Source organism: Microcoleus sp. bin38.metabat.b11b12b14.051, from assembly GCF_013299165.1.
GTDB lineage: Bacteria > Cyanobacteriota > Cyanobacteriia > Cyanobacteriales > Microcoleaceae > Microcoleus.
In genome coordinates this window covers 477,432-496,524 of the sequence record NZ_JAAFKD010000001.1, presented here as the reverse complement: position 1 = coordinate 496,524, position 19,093 = coordinate 477,432, and the positions used below count along the sequence as shown (strand labels likewise).

Here is a 19,093-nt window from a genome sequence, read left to right as displayed (position 1 = left end):
GAGGACTTCAGTCCTCAGTCCTTCTTAAAAGTTCGTAGTGAGGACTTCAGTCCTTCTTAAAAGTTCGTAATGAGGACTTCAGTCCTTCTTAAAAGTTCGTAGTGAGGACTTCAGTCCTTCTTAAAAGTTCGTAGTGAGGACTTCAGTCCTTCCAAGGTTCGTAGTGAGGACTTCAGTCCTTCCAAGGTTCGTAGTGAGGACTTCAGTCCTTCTTAAAAGTTCGTAGTGAGGACTTCAGTCCTGAAAATCCATGTTAAAAAAGTTAAATTCTCCATTGCGAACGATATAAAAGCCAAAAAGAAAGGACTAAAGTCCTCACTACGAAATGTACGAACAGTTATACACTTAGATAAAAAAAACTTGCATTCCCTACAACGAACGGTACTATGAACCCAGATAAAATTATTGTTCCTTTAGATGTCCCCAGTCAAGAAAGTGCGATCGCACTAATCGACAAACTCCCCGATGTATCATTCTGGAAAGTCGGTTTAGAATTATTCGTAAGCTGCGGGCCGACAATTATCGAGATTTTGAAAGAGAGGCAAAAACGGATTTTCCTTGATTTAAAATTTCACGACATCCCGAATACAGTAGCTGGTGCTTGTCGGGCGGCGGCTAAGTACAATGTGGACTTATTGACTATCCATTCTACTTGTGGTAAAGATGCTTTGAAAGCAGCACAGTCAGCTTTAGTAGAAGGGGCGGCTGCTGTCGATAAACCGAGTCCTAAATTAATTGCAATTACGCTGTTGACGAGTTTGAATTCCCGACAGTTAGCTTTCGAGTTAAAAATACCTTTAGAGTTGCCGGAATATGCTTTGCACATGGCATTGTTAGCAAAAGAAACGGGTTTAGCTGGTGCGGTTTGTTCTCCGCAAGAAGCGGAACAATTGCGGATGAGTTGCGGGGATGATTTTCTGTTAGTTTGTCCGGGTGTGCGTCCAAAATGGGCCGATGGAGGCGATCAAAAACGATCGATGACTCCGAAGGCTGCTTTCAAAGCTGGTGCGGATTATCTGGTGATTGGGCGGCCGATTACGGCTTCCGACGATCCGGTGGCGGCTTTTGCGCGCATTTGTGATGAGATTGGATAAACAGAGATGAACACAGATAAAATCCCATCCGCGTTTATCTGTGTTTATCTGCTAATATCTGCGATCGCAAGTCCGGCTTTGGCTGTGAATGTAGTCACAAATGGCGATCGCAGTATAAACGCAAATCTGTCTGGTTGGTTAGCGCGATCGCCCTGTCCGGCTGATTTGGAGGGTTTAGTCGATCGCCTGTTGCAAGATTTACCGAGTTATGCTAACCGTGTAATTGTGCGATCGGGCTTTTCTCCTAACACTTCAAGACCGCCCGGTTACGTGCCGCGTCAAATAATTTTAGCAGGCCGCCCGGAATTTGAACCGCTACCTTTAAATTTTGAAGAAGCACTTCCTGAAAATGCTAGCCAAGTTTTTATTACTACATTGGAAAGGCAGTATCGCGAGGGAAAGCGAGTCGATATCCAGCAATATCACTGGCTGTTTTTAACTAAAACCGAGAAGGGCTGGGAATTAGTAAAAATTGTTTCTCGGTTTGGTACAGTGGCGGATGTTCGCCCGTTGTTAGCGCCAGAGGGGGACACAAGCGCAATTGCTGAGGCGATTCGTTTGTGGTTGCGAGATTGTCGTGCAAAAGGAGAAGTGTAAATGGCTAAGAAGTTCACGCAGTCATAAGACAACTCGAAAACCGATTATGAAGTTGCGAGTGTCGGGCGAATAGTCGTTACGAAACGCAGCGCGGCAATAGTCGGGATAGTTGAGCCACGCACCCCCGCGCAGCAACCTGGTTCGCCGATCATTTTTAGACTTGATTAATAAATTAATATGATTTTGATAACGATTATTATTAGTATTCTCATCCCAAACCCTACCATCAGTCGGTGCTCCGTGATAGTTATTATGCGAGGGATCAGCGCACCATTCCCAAACATTGCCGTGCATATCGTACAAACCAAAGGCATTGGGGGGAAAACTGCCTACATCTGTAGTTTGTTCTCGATACTGACTTTTTGCTGAATTACCGTCAGAATAATTGCCGCGATAGTTAACCTGATTAGTAGTAATTGTTTGACCAAAATAGAATCGTGTAGTTGTACCAGCGCGACAAGCATATTCCCATTCTGCCTCACTGGGTAAGCGATAATTACGTCCGGTCTTTTTAGATAACCTAGCACAAAATTCCACAGCATCATACCAAGAAACTTGTTCTACTGGTCGTTTGATATTTGTGAATAAATAATTTTTTTTGAAATAAGAGGGGTCTGGGTTGAGGTCAAATTGAATTCTTGGCAATTTAGCAACTGCTTTCCACTGTGCTTGTGTAATAGCATATTTTCCGCTCAGGAAAGGTTGAATTTTAACCCGATGTTGAGGTTTTTCGTTATATTGGCTTTCTGGTTCAGTTTCCGGCGCACCCATTATGAAAGTTCCACCGGGAATAGCAATCATTTCCAAATTTACGCTATTACCCAAGTCTTCAGTAAAGGATTTCAACTGAGAAGCCTTTGGTTGAGATTTAGCTGATATTTGAGTTGGTGGTACTGGTGGTAAAGGCTGAAAAGGTTTTGCTTGTGGTGGCGCTGATATTTTAGTAGGTACTACTTGTAAAGGCTGAACAGGTTTTGATTGCGGTGGAGGTGCTGATTTTTGAGTAGGTGATACTGAGACATGATTAAGAGCTTGCAATACTTCTGCTGCTGATTGATAACGCGCACCCACTGGAAACAATAGCATTTTATCTAAGACTTTCCCCAATTCATTGCTGATGGAAACTGCCTGATTTCTCCATACCCATGCCATTTGCATCGGATCAAAAAGTTCGTCAACCAAAATTCCATTTTTTTCTTCCAGCAAACACCCAGTTAATAACCTAATGCAAGTTACACCAAGACTGTACAAGTCACTCGCTGGAAAAACATGACCTTGCATTTGTTCCGGTGCTGCATAACCAGGAGTACCAGTCACAGTTCCTACTCTAGTCAAAACACTACCGCTCAATTCCTTTGCAACTCCAAAGTCAATCAACACTAGAGAACCGTGAGAGTTTCTAATGATGTTTTCCGGCTTAATATCTCGGTGAATTACCTTTTGCTTATGAACAAAATCTAATATCGGTAGCAATTCATTCAATAATTGCTTAATCTGTTTTTCGCTAAACTTTCCCTGCTGTTCTAATTCTTTTGATAAATCCTCACCGTCAATAAATTCTTGTACTAGATAGAATCGTTTATCTTGTTCAAAAAATGCCAATAAATCAGGTATTTGAGGATGTTTCCCTAAGTCTCGCAGTCTCACTGCTTCTTGTTTGAATAACTCCGTCGCTTTCTGGATGGCGGCACTCCCTTGTAGTTGCGGGAGAAATTGTTTGATCACACAGATTGTATCGAGTCGGTGTTCGTCTACGGCTTTGAATGTACGGCCGAAACCTCCTTCGGAAATGTATTTGACTGCTCGGTATCTGTCTCCGAGTAGCAGTTTGTTGCCGCAGCGTTGGCAGAATTTTGTGATGGCTGGGTTGGGATGCTGGCAGTCGGGATTAAGGCATTGACTCATAAAATTTTGGGGTTTTAATATGTTAAGATTAACATAATTTACGTATTCAGGAATATTGTCTGTCATTGCGAGGAACGAAGCAATCTTAGTCTTGGCGATTGCTTCGTTCCTCGCAATGACAATTTTGTAAGCAATGACAATTTTGTAAGCAATGACAATTTTGTAAGCAATGACAATTTTGTAAGCAATGACAATTCTGGAAGCAATGACAATTCTGGAAGCAATGACAATTCTGTCGCGTGGGTGGGGCGGGTTTATGAGTTTGTTGGTTTGAGCCATAGATTTTTGGTGAACCCGCCCCTACAAGTATTGGGGTTGACTGGATATGATCTTATGCGTAAATTTTGATTAACTTACTGTTTTAAATTCATCCAATTTAGCTTTTACTGCCTGCATATCTTGCCACATCAACCATTTTGGTGTCTCCGGTTCGCGGGAGGGGTTTCGCAACAAGTATGATGGGTGAAAAATTGGCATACATAAACGTCCTTCCCATTCTATCCATTGACCTCTGATTTTACTAATTGGTCGCTTGTCGCTTAACAAACCTTTTAAGGCTGTTGCACCAGTTAATAAGATGATTTTGGGGTTTAAAATGCGAATTTGTTCGAGCAAGTATGGTTTGCAAGCTTCGATTTCTTTGACTGTGGGAGGGCGGTTGTTGGGCGGGCGACATTTGATGACGTTGGCAATAAATACGTCGGTTTCTGCACTTAATTCTACGGATTCTAAAATCTTATCTAACAGTTTGCCCGATCGCCCTACGAAGGGTAATCCGGTTTCATCTTCATTTTGTCCCGGCGCTTCTCCCACAATCAAAATCGAGGCTTGAGGATTGCCGCGCCCGATGACGGCGTGAGTGCGAGTATTGCCCAATTCGCAGCGGTGACAGCGGTTGCAGTGCTCGCCGATTTGTTCCATATTTTGATATGTGCCGGCTGGAATCGGAATTTTGGCATTGGTTGGGATTGAGTCGTTTTGGAAAGCAGCACTTTGATTGCTGTCAAATAGGCTGAGTTGCAAGTCGCTGGACATAAATTTTACGATTGGAGAGATTTTTTTGAGCTGAGAGTTTATAGTTTAGATGGCGCTGGGTGATTTGAGATGGGCTGAATGCTTCTATGCGCTGCTGTCGATCGCACAATCCCAAATTAACACTCGCAAATCTAACTAGACTAGCGCCAAAGAAACCCGGTTTCTCCGATAAATCCTGGTTTAGCAGCGAAGTATCTGCGAAGAAACCGGGTTTCTGACTCACGACTAGCGCCAAAAAAACCCGGTTTCTGCGAGAAATCTTGGTTTAACAGTGCAGTTTCTGCCAAGAAACCGGCTTTCAGACTCGCAAATCTCCAATTATTTGGTTGATCTCGTACAGGCAAAAATATGTTCTCTCGCCCGTTTTTTGACGATCGCGCCGATGCAGGCGAAAAACTGGCCGAGGCTGTTGCAGACGAGCTCGGCAAGTTAAATTTAACCGCACAGGAAGCTATTAAACCGATTGTGTATGCCTTGCCACGCGGGGGTTTGCCTGTTGCTGTGCCCATTGCGCGCCGCTTGGGCTGCGCTTTGGATGTGGTTGTGGCCAAGAAAATTACTCGCCCAGATAATTTGGAATTGGCGATCGGGGCTGCAACTGCTGACGGTCACGTTCTCTGGCAAAAGCAAAATCAGCAAAATTTACGCTTACAACAAAAATCAGCACTCCAGCAGGCTCAAAATAGCGCTCAATCTCTGTTAGCCGATTTGGCTCCGGGACGACCAAATGTCAGCGCGGCGGGGTCTTTAGCGATTTTAGTGGACGATGGGATTGCGACGGGGATGACGGTGGCTGTGGCGGCGCAGGCTTTGCAGTCGCAGCAACCGGCGGCTTTGTGGATTTGCGCGCCCGTCGCCCCGCCAGAGTTGATGGAATTTTTGACGGAAATGGGTGATAAATCGATTATTCTGGAGACTCCCCACCCTTTTTACAGCGTCAGTCGCTTTTACAGCCAATTTCCGCAGGTGGAGACGGCGGAGGCTTTGGCGTGTTTGTTGCGACAGATTGAATGGCGATCGTAGGTTAAGCTATAAGGCTACATCCAAAAGCTCGATCGTTAACACATGAGACCTTGGGAATATTGGTTGAACACTGTGATTCTGTCTACTCAGCAAAATCCGCCTCGCTTTGTTGAGTTGGTGATGTTAATTTTGGCGATGATTTTGCTCGGGATCTGGAGTGTAACATGGCAGTGGCAGTATTTAACTCTGTCTTTGAGTTATATAATTGGTTCGTCTTTCTCAATTTTGGTGCGGGAATATATCGGCCCGCGCCCTCAATTTCAGTTGACTCATTTCACTGCTTTGTTGTTGTTAGTTATCAGTTTTTATAGTTTTGCTGAATTGATTCGATAGTTGAGGGGTTTTGAACGAACCGCGAAGACGCTAAGGAAAAGGAGAGAAGAGCAGATGAGAGAGTTCACAAATCATTTAAGATTGTTGTGTAATTTAATTTTTTAGTCCGCGGAGGCGGACATCGTTTGTGTAGAGGCGATTTCAATCGCTAACTCTGAAATTATTTAGGATTGTTGTATAATTTAATTTTTTAGTCCGCGGAGGCGGACATCGTTTGTGTAGAGGCGATTTCAATCGCCAACTCTGATCTTCGTTTGTATTCTCGTAAACTCGGCGATTTCAATCGCTAACTCTGATCTACTAATGCGATTGATGCAAAATTATCCGATTTCCGGCGGGATCGAAGGCATAGATTTCTAAGCCGTGAGAGGCTTTAATAATTTCTCCGACAGGCGGATATCCCAAGGCCCAAATTCGGGCGATCGCATTTTCGATATCGCTGACTTCCAAACACAAACTCATGCCTGTCTTTGTGTGATTTGCAAATTCCGATTTATGGGAATCTTTGGGTTTGAATATGCCGAGTCTTAAGCCGGGAAGTTGAAACTCTGCATAGGTATTGGGAATATAGGGATTTGGTTCTCGGTCGAGAAATTTGGTGTAAAATTTAACGAGAACTTCTTTGTCAAGGTCTGCTAAAGTTATTAGGGCGGCGCTGTATTGGAAATTCATATAGATAGGTAAGTGGTAATTGGTAATTGGTAATTATGGCAAATCATTGTTGGATGATAGAACCCCGTGCCGAAAACTCAAAACTATATTATCATATTGTAATACAACAAATATTTCTCTATGGAACTCACCAATTTTATTGCTTTGTCTGTGATTGTTGTGGCTGCGTTGGGGATTGGCATCGGAACAATGACTTGGGCTTACTCGGGCAAGGGCAGCATTTCTGTACTGTTTAAAGAACCATTTTTAAACTCGCCAGATTTTCCGACAACTGACGCAGGAAGCAAAGCTGCGGTTTATTTCCAACAAGGGATTGAGGCTTATCAGTCGGAAAATTACCGCCAAGCTCAAGATAAGTTTACTAGCGCCATAGAACAGGTTTCAACGGCAGAAGCTTACCACAATCGCGGTTTAATTTTTGCGAATTTGCGATCGGACGGCGAAGCGGTTGCAGATTTGATCCGTGCTAGCGAATTATACCAACAGCAGGGGAATGTCGGTGCGATCGATACGATCAAACAAAATCTTGCAGCCTTGAAGCAGCGCAAATTGGAACGAGAAAAACAAAAAGCTGTAGCGACATAAATTTATTAGGTTGGGCGTGGGTAACGAAACCCAACCTATTGTTTAGCTCTGAAGAACCCTGTTTTGCGATCGAAAGTAGTGCTGACAAACCGAGTTGATCTACAGAATCATGATTAAATTTGAACATCAAGATTTAACATTATAGCGATTCGCTAAATATTTCTGGTATCTTCGATTTGGTCGATTTTAGCAATTAGCATTTCTCGGGTAGATGCCACAACTCGATAATTGGTAATTGGATCGTATGCTTCCCACTCTTGAGTTACTTCGCTATCTTGCCACAAAAACCATTCCCGGTAAAGTTCGCCGTCATCAATGTCGCCACACAAACCTAACCAATCATCTCCTGCTAAGCTGTCAAAGTCTCCTCCAACTAAGTCAAGCCAAGCGGCAGCAATACAAGAGTCAATAGCCTTTTGATTAACATTACAAGAGTAAGTAGCCTTTTGATTAACAGTGACTCGCTGAGACTTCACAAAAGACTGAATAGATGTTTCGGGAAAGCAAAGTGTGGATTTCATACGCTGTACCTGAATGTGATGTTATTAATCTATAAAAAATTCGTCAACGGTAGCGATCGCACAATGCCACTATCCGAACCTCCACAGTTTTTACATCAAAAAATATTGAGAGCAAAAACGTCCAAGTCTTTATCCTGTATAGCTTTATGGCGCTTTGGCTTAAGCCGTGGGAGAGGCTGATTTGAGCCAATTTGGGAAGTGGCACAGCAAAAAGCCCGATCGCCCGAATATTATTTCTGGCAAAAGCGATCGGGCGGCGAGCAGCGCAGACAGCGCGACTGCCAATGATATACTTGGTACCTTCGGGAGTTTCAGTACAGTTTTTGTGATAAAGTTTATAAAGACAGATGTTGCAGACAGACAGCAGAGTCAAGCACAAAAAGTTTGAATCGTACTAATCCTGAATATTCCAAGTATTGAAATATCGCTGGTGCTTCCCAAATTGCGAGAAGGTGCGATTGATAGAGTTCGCGAAGTAGTAAATAAGTAGTTACTCAGATCAAAATGCTAGAACTCCACTGTCACACAACTTATTCCGATGGAACTCTCACCCCAGCCGAACTTGTAGCAGCGGCGGCATCTTCGGGTGTTCGCGCTTTAGCTATCACGGATCACGATACGATGTCTGGTTGGGATGAAGCCTTTGCTGCCGCTGCTTTGCACGGTATCGAAATAGTCCCCGGGCTTGAACTCAGTACAGTCCACAATGGCCGATCGCTGCATATTTTAGGTTTTTATCCTGATGCGAATAAACTGCGAGTTCCTTTGAACGATCGCATAGAAGGCAGGTTTCGCCGATCGCAGGAAATGGTAGATAAATTAGCAGCGTTGGGATTCGCGATCGAACTGCCAATAACATCCCCAGGAATGGCACCGGGAAGGCCTCATATTGCTACCGCGCTGGTAAAAGCTGGTTACGCCAAATCATCACGGGAAGCCTTCGATCGCTGGCTGGGAGACGACGGCCCCGCCTACGTGCATTACGAGAAATTCTCGATCGCAGAAGGCATCGATTTACTCAAGAGTTGCGGCGCAGTACCAGTCTGGGCGCACCCTTATTTATTTCGCGGCGGCGCAGTTGAAGAAGTCTTAAAAGAATTAGTAGATGCTGGTTTAATGGGAGTTGAAGTATACCATCCCACCCACAGTTCCAGCCAAATTGACAAGTTAAAACAATGGTGTGTTGATTACGGTTTGCTGATGACAGGTGGCAGCGATTATCACGGCCCAGACATTGAAAGAAATGAGCGGAAAGGTGTTGAAAGTACCCAGTTGAATATGCTGCATATACCGTTAGAATTGCTAGAACCGATTAAAGTTGCGGCGGCAAGTTTGAAATAATAACGGTAGGTGTGCCAGCTAAGATTCGGAGTAAATGGGAACAATGAAGCCATTCTGACGCACCCTACTAGACATCTTGAAAATTCTAAAACTATCTGCGTTCATCTGTGTTTATCTGCCATCATCTGCGGTCGATCTATCAATCAAAAAATTACGGAAGAGGTCTAATAAAAACTTATCAAAATCAAAAGCAACATAAATTAATGTGAAGTTAGCAAGTAACTTGTGTTGAGTTAATGTTAGGGTAGTAGCAACGTTCAACTACTCAATGGAGCTGATTATGAGTACAGAAGACAGAGCAAAGGCGATCGGCAAAAACGTAGAAGGCAAAGCTCAGGAAATTTTCGGGAACATCACCGGCAACAAAAAAGACCAAGCTGAAGGCAAAGCAAAACAAGCGGAATCCGCCGCCCGCCACGCAGCAGAAGATATGAAAGATGCTGTGAAAAATCTGACGGATAAGGCCAAAAAGGCGATCGACAAACTGTAGAAACTGCAATTTACGCGAGATATTATATGTCATTGCGAGCTCTTAGCGAAGCAATCGCCGGGGTTCTGGGATTGTTTCAAGAGCTCGTAATGACATTGTTGTTTGTATTCTGGAATGGCGACGCACACTGAACAATGATAGATTATGTTGTTGGGTGCGATCGACCTTTGGAACTTGCATAAACCCTGGTGACTCTGCGATACCTCTTCAGAAGCGCAATGGAGGAGTCATGATGACAATTAATTATACAACTGAATCAGAGAAATCTTGGTACAAGTCTCCTGCGATCGTAGCTGCTTTGGGTGTGAGCGCGATCGCCTTTGGAGCTTTTCTTTACCCGGAATTCGCCAATCAGCCGATCGTACACTACCGCGCGGATGATAATTCGCTTTCTGCCGATCGCTACAACTTGCAGCGTCAAACCCACTGTCAACTCAGCAGCCAACATTATAAACCGGGAGATACCGCTGTTAGCATTCCTTTTGCCGATCGCGCCGTCGTCACTCAACCCGTCTCCATCTTCAATAGTTTGACGCTGATGGGGGAATGTCAGAAGAATGTGCGATCGATTACCAATCAAAAACCCGGAACTCCTCTGATTCCTTTATTGGAACGAGCTAAAGTTGCCATTCAACAACAGCATCAAACCAACAAAAATCCAGCTATTCTCACTATTTTAGCAAATGCCTTTGAGCCGCGTCAAGGGGAGCGGAGTTCTGCATAACCAGAGCATCTGTACCGACACTCTCTCAACAGCCACAAAAACCATAAACTGGCGAATGGACGCTTTATGAAGACGACGGACACAGTTTTGAATATGAAAACAGTGCCTGGGCAACGACTAATTATTAGGTGTATTTGGAAGGGGGAAAATCATCGTTGAAATTGCCGCGCGCGAGGAAGAGTTTGCGATTTTAGAGCGCGAAATTACTGTATAAGTTGTTGGGATTGGGGAACAGCGATTTACAGATGACGATACGATGCGGCGTTTGATATTTGGATACAAGAATTGAATATTGCCTGCATTCCAAAAGAATAACTCGTACTTACTAAGATTAACTTTTTAGATTAAGGAGAAATTATGCCCAAGTCAGCCTTTCCCTGGCAGGCTGCGCGTGGAAGCGATGAGATTATATCTTCGTGAACAGTCTGTGTTTTAAGCTGCCATTCACCAGAAGTTTCGGCAATAATCGTAATTTCTCCAGCACAGAATTTTTGCTTATCTAATCCAGATTTTTTCATCGCAGACCTTTCGATTGCTGATTTAACGCAGGTTCGAGTAACTTCGGTACAGGCAAATTTTTTCAATCGCTTAGAAGTATCATTTTTTAGATGTAATAGCAAATCAAATAGATCGGGAACTACATGACCATAATTATTGGTGCTACCGACTGATAAAACTGCTATTTCTGCATCAATAGCTTCGAGTAATTGCTTGAGATCATCCCCATTGTTAGGCCATGCTCCGTGATGGGGAATTTTTAAGAGGTTAGCGTTAAGTTCATGAGGTTTGCAAATATCCACACAATCCTTAAGTCCAGCCCCTTCGATATCTGCAAGTAGCACTGCTGCAAAATTTCCATAAGTAACGCGCAGCACTACAGATATTTCGTTACCTCTACCTTTAATGCTGGCGAGATGCTCCTGAGCATATAAAAGCCCTGGATGTAAAACATGAATTTCTAAGAAATCTTGAGAGTAGGGATTTGAGCCGCGAGTAACTTCTATAAAATTTATAATGCTCTTTTTTTCCCAGCGTCGTAGTTGATCTAAGGCATCTTCAAGACGTTTATTCGCTGCTCTGTCGGAGTCAACTTTTTTCTTAGCTTGTTGATATACCTGATAAGGTAGACAAATACTTCCTACTTTTCCACTTTTTAACCAATTGTCTAAAAAAGTAACTAAATCTTCAAGCGATGGAAAATGATCGCGATGTTCGTGGGTGATATAAAGTCTGCTGATATTAGTTTCTTTTTTATTTTGAAACCATTTAAGAAGAGTAGGTATTTTATGCAGATCAATTACAACGGCTGAACCGCCATTAGGATAGATAATCATGCTATCAGCATTGCTAACTGGTAAAAAAACAAATTCACAAGTCATAAAATTTATTTTACTCCTCTATCCCTAATTCTTCTCTTAGCTCATCGTCGGTTAAATAAGGACGAGGAGTATGGCGAAATTGCCTAATAGCCCAAGGACGTTTGGCAAGTTCTGCAAATGTTTCTACATCCTGACTTAGTTCAGCTTTAAAAACTGTACCATCCAGCGCCCAACCAGGCATTTCTGGTAAAATTGGCATCCAGTCTGCTCTATTGTCATCTAATAAGCCACTCAAATATAAATGAATTTGGTTATTATCTTGAGAAACTTCTAAAACTTGACCACGCACTATAAATGTCGGCTTTGTTCGTTCTGATTTCCATAATTCTAATTCTGGGGGTTCTCCAGTTCGTTTAATTTCTATCCAATGAGGGTTTCCATAAGATTCTTCGACAATTTCATCTAATTGTCTGCGTAGATCATCTGGTTTAGGAATTTCAAGACGTTGTTGATCTCGTTCAACGATTTGACGAGTAATATCAATGATTCGCCTGTCTATTTTTTGAGGTAAGAGAAGTTTACATAGCTCATCACTTGTTATTTCATGTGTTTTGCGTCCAATTAAAGATAGTGCATTGACTATTTTAGAAGCTAGGATACCCAACAGCCATAATCTTTGTTCTTGATAACTTAATGTGTTCCATTCTTTTAAAAATTGTTGACTTCCCAATGCTTTAGTAGATTTTCCTGCTTGTTTGGCAGGAAAAATACAAAATATATTATTATCAGGACAAAGACCTGTAGTATCTAATTGAGCCGCAAGAGGATACAAAGAGCCTCGATTCACTTTACGACCTACAAGAATTTTTGGTAAATCGAATAGGTATGAATTATTTAGGACTGCTGTATGAAGAAATTCTTTACCGTATCTTATCCAGCGTTCCTCTTCTCCAACTCTGTCTGGATCTGCCCAAATCCGATTTGTATCCCGCCACTTCATACGCCAGTTTAGCTTACATTCAGTATTTGGTGGACATTGACTAACTGGTTTGTAGTTTTTACTAGGAGTTACTCCATTAAAAACAAAGAAAAGATTTCCTAAAGGTATTGTAGGAATCTGCATGGAAACAGGCGGTGCCGTAAAAAATTCCCAATTGTCTGAATTTGATCGGGTAATCCATTGATTGCCAAGGAAACCATTATTACAAATATTAGATACAGTATCTTTTTGTCTGGAAAATACTGCTCTTGCTGCACTAGGAATTATGATTTTTGGTTTGCCTACTTGTCCTAAGACAATGCACACAGCTTGTTCTGCATCAATTCCAATAGCTTTTTCTGGACACTGCCATACTTCAAAAATTTGGCAATTTTCAGTTATCAACCTACGTGTATTTGGTATGCCATGAGTTGAACCTGTCAAAAAAGACTGAGGTAAGATAAAAGCAAACTGAGCCTCTTCTTCTAACCAACTTAAAGCTCTTTCTATAAATTTTGCTGCACGTTGAGTATTCCCATCTTCAGCAAAAGGAGGATTGGCAACAACAACACGCGGTTTGATGCCCATGTTTTCCCTGTTTAGTTTGTTGTAATCCTGATGAGAAAAGTGGTAGGGGAATGGAAATGTCACAGCCTCACCTAGCGACTCTCTTGCCAAAGTGTATCGGAGTTGTGTTATCAAGTCTGCATATTGATCTAAATCATTACCCGCTACGTGCTGTGCCAAATAGGTGTTTCGCTCATTGATATCTTCAGGAATATCAGACATCCCAGCAAGACGAGATGTAGCAGCTAATAGGAGACTACCGGAACCTGCGGCTGGATCGAAGATTACTCGATCTTCTGGTCTTAACCTTTCCAACGGAAGCAATTCAAGCATACGTTCTGCGATCGCGATTGGAGTGTAATGCCTTTGTAAATCGCTCCAATCTGTGCCTCCAATATCGCGAGGCAATTCTTTGATAGCTCGTTCATATAGCAGGCCAACATCCTTATGATCGACTAGCGCAAAGCTGACTCGACTCCCTAAATTAGCAGCTAAATGCTGCAATACTCGATCGCCTAAATGCGGTATTGATTCCTCAAGCGCCTTCTTAAAAAAACCATTCGCACGAGATACAGTGCGATCGAGCAAAATTCGAGGATCGTTGGTTGGAATTAACAAATCGGAACCAAAAGAGCCTTTATCCTCTAGAATTCTTGCTGCCAAATATGCGATCGCCACGCGAATTGCATGACCTGCTATCTGTATGCGAGAGGAGATGACGCTTTGTGGATGTGTTCGCTGATTTGGAACACCAATCTCTTCAAGTGCCCCCCGAATTGCCTCTTGAAATGCTTTATCAAGTTCGGCTCGTTGTCGAAGTATAAAGGAGAAGCTATTTTCCGAAATTGACTCTTCTAAATCTGCCAGTGAAAGCTGACCAGTACGAAACTCTGCTAATGCTTTTGGTGTAAACAGGCGACTTCTGGGTGCAGTCAACTCTACAGCCAGAGAATCAGGTTCTATTTCTAGTTCCTCTAACTTGCCGGATGGCTCGTAATACTGAAGCAGATACATCTCATCGGAGACTAACAGCCCCGCACGAAAAGGCCAATCGCGCAGCCACCGCTTCCACTGATCCATCTCCTGTGGCGGAACAGCTTGAACCATAAATGCCAGATTAGTTGCACTGGGGCGCAGTCCATAATCTGTCCATATACCATTAACAGCCACAGGATCGTTGCCGGCTACCGGGATACGCACATTGCGGTGTGGCTGCATTTTCCACACTCCCTCTGCGGTTTCAACTACATAATCAAGTCCCGGTGAGCCAGCCATACCAAAGTTATGTTTACTACGAAAGTCTTTTAAATACGATCGATAATAACACGTTGTTCTACAAAAAGTCAAATTTGTATAACAATGTTTTAATGAGCCAGACTTAATAGGATTAAGTTATACTTTTTTAAGGTTGCACAGCATCCATACCAGACAAGCTCTAGCCTCAGCAGGTTAAAACTACAATTTCAGGAAGCAATGGGGAAGCAAACCACTATGAACCAGATGTCAGGCTTTACACGACAAGAAACAATACATCTGGCGGGCTGCACGTCTAGCCGACTGGCTTATTTAGAAAAAGTAGGCTTAGTTATTCCTGAGAGATTTGGAAATAATGGAAGACCAACTGTAGTTTTTAGTTGGGAGCAGTTACTAGAAATTCGAGCAATTAAACATTTAAGAAAAGATGTTTCTTTACAAACAGTCAGAAAAATCATCAAATTTTTAGATGAAAGCGGTTATGACAACAGTCTGAGAGATAAGCAGTTAGTTGTAGTTGGAGATGAAGTTTTTTGGATGAAGCAAGACTGGTCTGATTTTAGCGATAGAATACCCACAACCGTCAAAGTTGCTGGCAAAAAAAATAAAGAGGTAGGTCAGTACGTTTTACTGGTGATACCTCCATTAATTGATATCGTTAATGATATTTGGGAAGCTGCTAAAAAATCACGAGTAATAGACTTCAAAAGCTTTAAACAACGAGCTAAAGTTTTACCTGCCTAATATTTATTGCATTCTGGGTTTGAATGAATTTTATCGATCGGTATTTCGGAATTATAATTTTTGAATTTCACCTACTTATATTGACTAATACTGTGACCTGTTTGTACTTGGCAAACAGTTAATAAATACTGTTATAATATAGCGGGAGGCAATGAGTAGACCCGACACCTACCCACAAACTATGCAGCCCATCCAAATTACCACATTCCAAGCTTTGCGGCGCAGCTTGGAGCTAATAATCCAAGCCGCACCAATAGAACTCCGCAATTTAATAATACTCAACATCATTCGCGGTGCAGCCCTATCTGGCGTACTATTTTTAGATAAATTAATCGATGTTGATGTAAATGTAGGGAGAATATGGGGCCGATCGATCGCATTATTTAATCGGTTTCACAGATATTGACGAGCCATTCCATACAGAACTTGGTATGCTTAAAAACCCGGTTCCGCACCTAAAAGCCCGATCGCCAATTCCATCGCATCCTTCCCCCGCGCCAGAAAACCTTCGCACTCCTGCAAACACTCGACAGCCACCGCAAACTGCTCAAAAACCTCCTCTAGAGGCAACTCTCCCGACTCCACTCGATCGATAATCGCTTCAATGCGATCGACCGTTTGCTCATAATTCCAGTCAGACTGACGCAACTTCGACTTAGCCATAGCATTTATTCTGCATCCAACACTTCTACAATCTTAACCTTCAGCACGCCCCGACTCAACCTCACCGTCAACTCCTCTCCCAATTCCAAACCGTCAGTTTGGCGGACAATCGTACCGTCACTTTGGATTACCGCCGCATAACCCCTTTCTAAAACCGCCGCCGGATTTAGGGCTGCTAACTTTTCTTGCAATACCTCCAGTTTACCAGTTGCTTGTCGCAAAGTTCGCGATGTCGTAGGCAACTGTTTTAAGCGATTTTTTAACAGTTGCAAATTTTCTGATTCTGTCTCAAATCTTGCCCGCACAACACTTGCTAAATTCAGCATTCTTTGCTTGTGTTCCGAGTAAATATCTGCTAAAATTGGTACAGCTTGAGTAGCAGCCGCCGTCGGAGTATGCGCTCGTTTATCTGCTACTAAATCGGCTAAAGATTCGTCTCTTTCGTGTCCGATGCCTGTAATAATTGGAATTGCACAATTCGCGATCGCCCTGACGACTCTTTCATCGTTAAAACAAGCCAAATCCTCCGCAGAACCGCCGCCCCGCCCTAAAATGATCACATCAGCGCTACCGTCCAATTCTACCAGGTCGATCGCCCTAGCAATGGCAGCCGCAGCCAAATCTCCCTGCACCAAAGTCGGCGACAGCAACACCCGCAAACCCGGATATCTCTGCGCGAGAGTGCGCTGAATATCCCCCCAAGCAGCGCCAGTATCCGATGTGACTACCGCCACAATCTGCGGGTGTACGGGAATCGGGCGCTTTCTCGCAGGATCGAAGAAACCCTCGGCTTCCAAGCGCGATCGCAATTGCTGCAACCGCAAAGCCTCCAATCCTTCCCCACCCGGTAGCGATTGGGAAACAATCAACTTGTAATCCCCGCGAGGTTTGTAAACATCAATGCTTCCGAAAACCAGCAATTGCTCACCTTTTACAGGCATTTTTACCAATTTTTTTTGCTGATAAGTCCACACCACGCACTTAATAGCAGCGCTTTTGTCGGTGTCGCACAGAGTGAAATAACAGCCAGTGGAATGCTGCGAAACGTTTGATACCTCGCCGATTAGCCAAACCGATCGCAAATTGCGATCGCCCTCCAGCAATTCTTTCAGGTATGATGTTAGTCCGCCCACCGACAACGTTGTATCAGGAAAAATTGCATTCATTGATATTTCTAATTCCAGAAACCTAGGCTACTATATTTCAAGACACTTGGGATAAAAAGACCCGGCGGTTGAAACCACGTCTATACAAATCAAACCCGAGCTCAGAGGGGTTGAAGACGGATTGGTTAAAATTACCTTGTTTTCTTAAGTCCGCGGAGGTGGTCGCTGAGCTTGTCGAAGTGCGGACATCGTTTGTGTTGACGCGGTTTCAACCGCCGTATAATCTAACGCCAAACAAACTAATGATATCAGATACAATGACTTCGATGAATATGCTGCGTCAAGAAGCTGCGGCGATCGGCATTACCGACGTTGAGGCCAGAAAATATGGCGATCTCCGGCATAAAAGAACTTGGTCTTTGGCGATCGAACATCACCTCTCGATGCAAGATTTTGCCGTTGGCGAAGCCCTCGAAGAGGATCGCGCAGCATCCGATTCTGACAGCGCACTCAACCGCTCTAAGAGAGCAGACTCCAAAGACTACGGCGTTCAGCTAACGGCTAATCTGGGCGAATCTGGAGTCAAAATTGACAACAAAACAGCATCTGAGGCTTCGCCGCCACAGTCAGGAATGGCTAACGGGCGATCGCACAATACTTCCGATTATCGTAAAGACCAAAACCGAGGTTTTAAACAAGTAGTTCACAACCATATTAAAGCCTTAACAATTGCCTCAGCATCACGGACAATTCAGGTCAATTCACAATTGAGTAATTGGGCTTGCCCAGAGTGCTATCCAGAGGTCGAATTGAGTTGTCATCTGTGCGCTGGAGAAGGTCATGTAAGCGACATTTCAGCTATTGGCTGGACGCTAGCTTATATGGAAATGTTGGGCTGTTCTGCGCGCGAAATCGAACCGCTCAGGAAATATTCGCCTGCCTCCGAAACTCTGGAATTGCATTTAAAAGTTTGTGTTGCTATCAAACAAAGTAACCAAGTTTTAGCGCGGACTGAGAAATGGGTAATTTAGTTGACAGTTGACAGTTGACAGTTGACAGTTAACAGTTGACAGTTAACAGTTGACAGTTGACAGAATTGGATTAATGAATAGTCTTCTTTTATTTGCTCCCTACAATCGTTCCGGCTTTAAAGCAATTCTTTATTGTGATTGACATTTGACCATATCAAATTATGATACTATCATTTGATTTCGGTAACAAACAATACGGATTCTAGTCCTTTCAAAGCAACTTCCAAATCATCGTTGATAACTTGAAAATCAAATTCGCGCGCTGCTTCAATCTCGTCTTTAGCCCGAATTAACCGACGGGCGATCGCACTTTCGGAATCTTGACCTCGACTCCGCAGCCTGCGTTCCAATTCTTCCCAAGAAGGAGGTAAAATAAAAATTCGCAAAGCTTCAGGAAACTTATTTCTAATTTGCCTTGCTCCTTCGAGTTCAATTTCCAGTAATACCCATTTTCCCTCGCCGATACGCTCCTGAAGAGCAAAATAAGGAGTTCCGTAAAGGTTGCCGGCAAACTCAGCCCATTCCGCCAACTCGCCAGCCTCAACCATTTCTTCAAAACGGCTGCGGCTGGCAAAATAGTAGTGTTGTCCCTCAATTTCTCCCTCGCGGGGCGATCGAGTTGTCACCGATACCGAAAGATATAATTCGGGATGGCGGTTGAGGAGCGATCGCACTAAGGTGCCTTTCCCCACACCGCTAGGCCCCGTCAGAACAATTAATTTACCGGATTTCATTTTTAGAAGAGAACCATGTCACAATTCAAGTTTTCGCTTACTCTATACTGTAAGTGCTCAAATTGCAACTGACAAACCTCAATCATCGCGACCTTGACCGTCTTTGCCGATCGCAAAACGATTAGCAACCGTTTCCGGCTGAATCGCCGACAGAATGACGTGACTCGAATCTGTAATAATTACCGCTCTCGTGCGGCGCCCGTAAGTAGCATCAACCAGTTGTCCCCGCTCCCGCGCATCAGTAATTATACGCTTAATTGGCGCTGACTCGGGACTGACAATCGCAATCACTCGGTTAGCCGACACAATATTACCAAAACCGATATTAATTAATTGAATATCCATGAATATCTCAATCTATAGGTGAACAAGTAAA

23 protein-coding genes and 1 pseudogene are annotated in these 19,093 nt (G+C 43.4%); 12 read left to right on the top strand and 12 right to left on the bottom strand.

Annotated features, from left to right (window positions below; translation table 11 throughout):
• Nucleotides 1-386 precede the first annotated feature (386 nt).
• Entirely contained in the window at nt 387-1,094 is a 708-nt protein-coding gene (gene pyrF / locus QZW47_RS02230) for an orotidine-5'-phosphate decarboxylase (RefSeq protein ID WP_293123123.1), read from the top strand.
• A 6-nt stretch (nt 1,095-1,100) separates the two neighbouring features.
• Nucleotides 1,101-1,691 carry a hypothetical protein gene (locus QZW47_RS02225; RefSeq protein ID WP_293123120.1) on the top strand — a complete coding sequence of 197 codons (591 nt, stop codon included), beginning with the start codon at nt 1,101-1,103 and terminating at the stop codon, nt 1,689-1,691.
• Between the two features lie 21 nt (nt 1,692-1,712).
• Here QZW47_RS02225 and QZW47_RS02220 read toward each other — a convergent pair whose 3' ends face one another.
• The 3 genes from QZW47_RS02220 to QZW47_RS02210 all read right to left on the bottom strand — a co-directional run bounded on the left by QZW47_RS02220 (nt 1,713) and on the right by QZW47_RS02210 (nt 4,854).
• Nucleotides 1,713-3,875 (bottom strand): SUMF1/EgtB/PvdO family nonheme iron enzyme, encoded by a 2,163-nt coding sequence (locus QZW47_RS02220; protein ID WP_366930788.1) that lies wholly within the window; start codon nt 3,873-3,875, stop codon nt 1,713-1,715.
• Between the two features lie 69 nt (nt 3,876-3,944).
• Entirely contained in the window at nt 3,945-4,631 is a 687-nt protein-coding gene (locus QZW47_RS02215; protein ID WP_293123117.1) for a uracil-DNA glycosylase, read from the bottom strand.
• Nucleotides 4,600-4,854, bottom strand: coding sequence for a hypothetical protein (locus tag QZW47_RS02210; protein ID WP_293123114.1), 255 nt, complete (start codon nt 4,852-4,854; stop codon nt 4,600-4,602). The genes QZW47_RS02215 and QZW47_RS02210 overlap by 32 nt, the downstream gene beginning before the upstream one ends.
• A gap of 125 nt (nt 4,855-4,979) precedes the next feature.
• On the opposite strand from QZW47_RS02210, the gene QZW47_RS02205 reads away from it, so the two are divergent.
• Together QZW47_RS02205 and QZW47_RS02200 are read left to right on the top strand one after the other, a co-directional pair.
• The gene (locus QZW47_RS02205; protein ID WP_293123111.1) at nt 4,980-5,654 is read left to right on the top strand and encodes a phosphoribosyltransferase; all 675 of its coding nucleotides are present in this window, start codon (nt 4,980-4,982) and stop codon (nt 5,652-5,654) included.
• Between the two features lie 72 nt (nt 5,655-5,726).
• Nucleotides 5,727-5,987 carry a hypothetical protein gene (locus QZW47_RS02200; protein WP_366930787.1) on the top strand — a complete coding sequence of 87 codons (261 nt, stop codon included), beginning with the start codon at nt 5,727-5,729 and terminating at the stop codon, nt 5,985-5,987.
• Nucleotides 5,988-6,287: 300 nt separating this feature from the next.
• Here QZW47_RS02200 and QZW47_RS02195 read toward each other — a convergent pair whose 3' ends face one another.
• Nucleotides 6,288-6,659 (bottom strand): VOC family protein, encoded by a 372-nt coding sequence (locus QZW47_RS02195; RefSeq protein ID WP_293123105.1) that lies wholly within the window; start codon nt 6,657-6,659, stop codon nt 6,288-6,290.
• 120 nt (nt 6,660-6,779) lie between these two features.
• Here QZW47_RS02195 and QZW47_RS02190 point away from each other — a divergent pair, with 120 nt between their 5' ends.
• A complete protein-coding gene (locus QZW47_RS02190; RefSeq protein ID WP_293123102.1) occupies nt 6,780-7,244 on the top strand; it encodes a hypothetical protein in 465 nt (154 codons plus the stop codon).
• A gap of 152 nt (nt 7,245-7,396) precedes the next feature.
• Here QZW47_RS02190 and QZW47_RS02185 read toward each other — a convergent pair whose 3' ends face one another.
• Both QZW47_RS02185 and QZW47_RS02180 read right to left on the bottom strand, forming a co-directional pair.
• Entirely contained in the window at nt 7,397-7,765 is a 369-nt protein-coding gene (locus QZW47_RS02185; protein WP_293123099.1) for a hypothetical protein, read from the bottom strand.
• Between the two features lie 43 nt (nt 7,766-7,808).
• Nucleotides 7,809-8,138 (bottom strand): hypothetical protein, encoded by a 330-nt coding sequence (locus QZW47_RS02180; RefSeq protein ID WP_293123096.1) that lies wholly within the window; start codon nt 8,136-8,138, stop codon nt 7,809-7,811.
• Nucleotides 8,139-8,269: 131 nt separating this feature from the next.
• On the opposite strand from QZW47_RS02180, the gene QZW47_RS02175 reads away from it, so the two are divergent.
• From QZW47_RS02175 to QZW47_RS02160, 4 genes and pseudogenes are all read left to right on the top strand, one after another.
• Complete coding sequence (locus QZW47_RS02175) at nt 8,270-9,106, top strand: PHP domain-containing protein (protein ID WP_293123093.1); 837 nt, start codon at nt 8,270-8,272, stop codon at nt 9,104-9,106.
• 280 nt (nt 9,107-9,386) lie between these two features.
• Nucleotides 9,387-9,596: a CsbD family protein gene (locus QZW47_RS02170; protein WP_293123090.1), complete on the top strand. Its 210-nt coding sequence runs from the start codon at nt 9,387-9,389 to the stop codon at nt 9,594-9,596.
• A gap of 229 nt (nt 9,597-9,825) precedes the next feature.
• Entirely contained in the window at nt 9,826-10,320 is a 495-nt protein-coding gene (locus QZW47_RS02165) for a hypothetical protein (protein WP_293123087.1), read from the top strand.
• Nucleotides 10,321-10,403: 83 nt separating this feature from the next.
• Nucleotides 10,404-10,448 (top strand): annotated as a pseudogene (locus tag QZW47_RS02160) (hypothetical protein); the annotation flags it as partial.
• 216 nt (nt 10,449-10,664) lie between these two features.
• Here the strand turns inward: QZW47_RS02160 and QZW47_RS02155 are convergent.
• Both QZW47_RS02155 and QZW47_RS02150 read right to left on the bottom strand, forming a co-directional pair.
• A complete protein-coding gene (locus tag QZW47_RS02155) occupies nt 10,665-11,699 on the bottom strand; it encodes a hypothetical protein (protein WP_293123084.1) in 1,035 nt (344 codons plus the stop codon).
• Nucleotides 11,700-11,709: 10 nt separating this feature from the next.
• Nucleotides 11,710-14,403 (bottom strand): N-6 DNA methylase, encoded by a 2,694-nt coding sequence (locus tag QZW47_RS02150; protein ID WP_293123081.1) that lies wholly within the window; start codon nt 14,401-14,403, stop codon nt 11,710-11,712.
• A 255-nt stretch (nt 14,404-14,658) separates the two neighbouring features.
• Between QZW47_RS02150 and QZW47_RS02145 the strand changes: the two genes are divergently transcribed.
• Both QZW47_RS02145 and QZW47_RS02140 read left to right on the top strand, forming a co-directional pair.
• On the top strand, nt 14,659-15,183 hold the full coding sequence (locus QZW47_RS02145; protein WP_293123078.1) for a MerR family transcriptional regulator: 525 nt from the start codon (nt 14,659-14,661) through the stop codon (nt 15,181-15,183).
• A 151-nt stretch (nt 15,184-15,334) separates the two neighbouring features.
• Entirely contained in the window at nt 15,335-15,589 is a 255-nt protein-coding gene (locus QZW47_RS02140; RefSeq protein ID WP_293123075.1) for a hypothetical protein, read from the top strand.
• 29 nt (nt 15,590-15,618) lie between these two features.
• Here the strand turns inward: QZW47_RS02140 and xseB are convergent, their stop codons facing one another.
• Nucleotides 15,619-15,846, bottom strand: a complete 228-nt coding sequence (gene xseB / locus QZW47_RS02135; protein ID WP_293123072.1) for an exodeoxyribonuclease VII small subunit — start codon at nt 15,844-15,846, stop codon at nt 15,619-15,621.
• Nucleotides 15,847-15,851: 5 nt separating this feature from the next.
• On the bottom strand, nt 15,852-17,012 hold the full coding sequence (gene xseA, locus QZW47_RS02130; protein WP_293123069.1) for an exodeoxyribonuclease VII large subunit: 1,161 nt from the start codon (nt 17,010-17,012) through the stop codon (nt 15,852-15,854).
• 242 nt (nt 17,013-17,254) lie between these two features.
• Here xseA and QZW47_RS02125 point away from each other — a divergent pair, with 242 nt between their 5' ends.
• Nucleotides 17,255-17,983 carry a hypothetical protein gene (locus tag QZW47_RS02125; RefSeq protein WP_293123066.1) on the top strand — a complete coding sequence of 243 codons (729 nt, stop codon included), beginning with the start codon at nt 17,255-17,257 and terminating at the stop codon, nt 17,981-17,983.
• Nucleotides 17,984-18,153: 170 nt separating this feature from the next.
• Here the strand turns inward: QZW47_RS02125 and gmk are convergent, their stop codons facing one another.
• The gene (gmk, locus tag QZW47_RS02120; protein WP_293123063.1) at nt 18,154-18,717 is read right to left on the bottom strand and encodes a guanylate kinase; all 564 of its coding nucleotides are present in this window, start codon (nt 18,715-18,717) and stop codon (nt 18,154-18,156) included.
• Between the two features lie 78 nt (nt 18,718-18,795).
• Nucleotides 18,796-19,062 (bottom strand): extracellular matrix/biofilm regulator RemA, encoded by a 267-nt coding sequence (gene remA, locus QZW47_RS02115; protein ID WP_172193250.1) that lies wholly within the window; start codon nt 19,060-19,062, stop codon nt 18,796-18,798.
• Between the last annotated feature and the right edge of the window lie 31 nt (nt 19,063-19,093).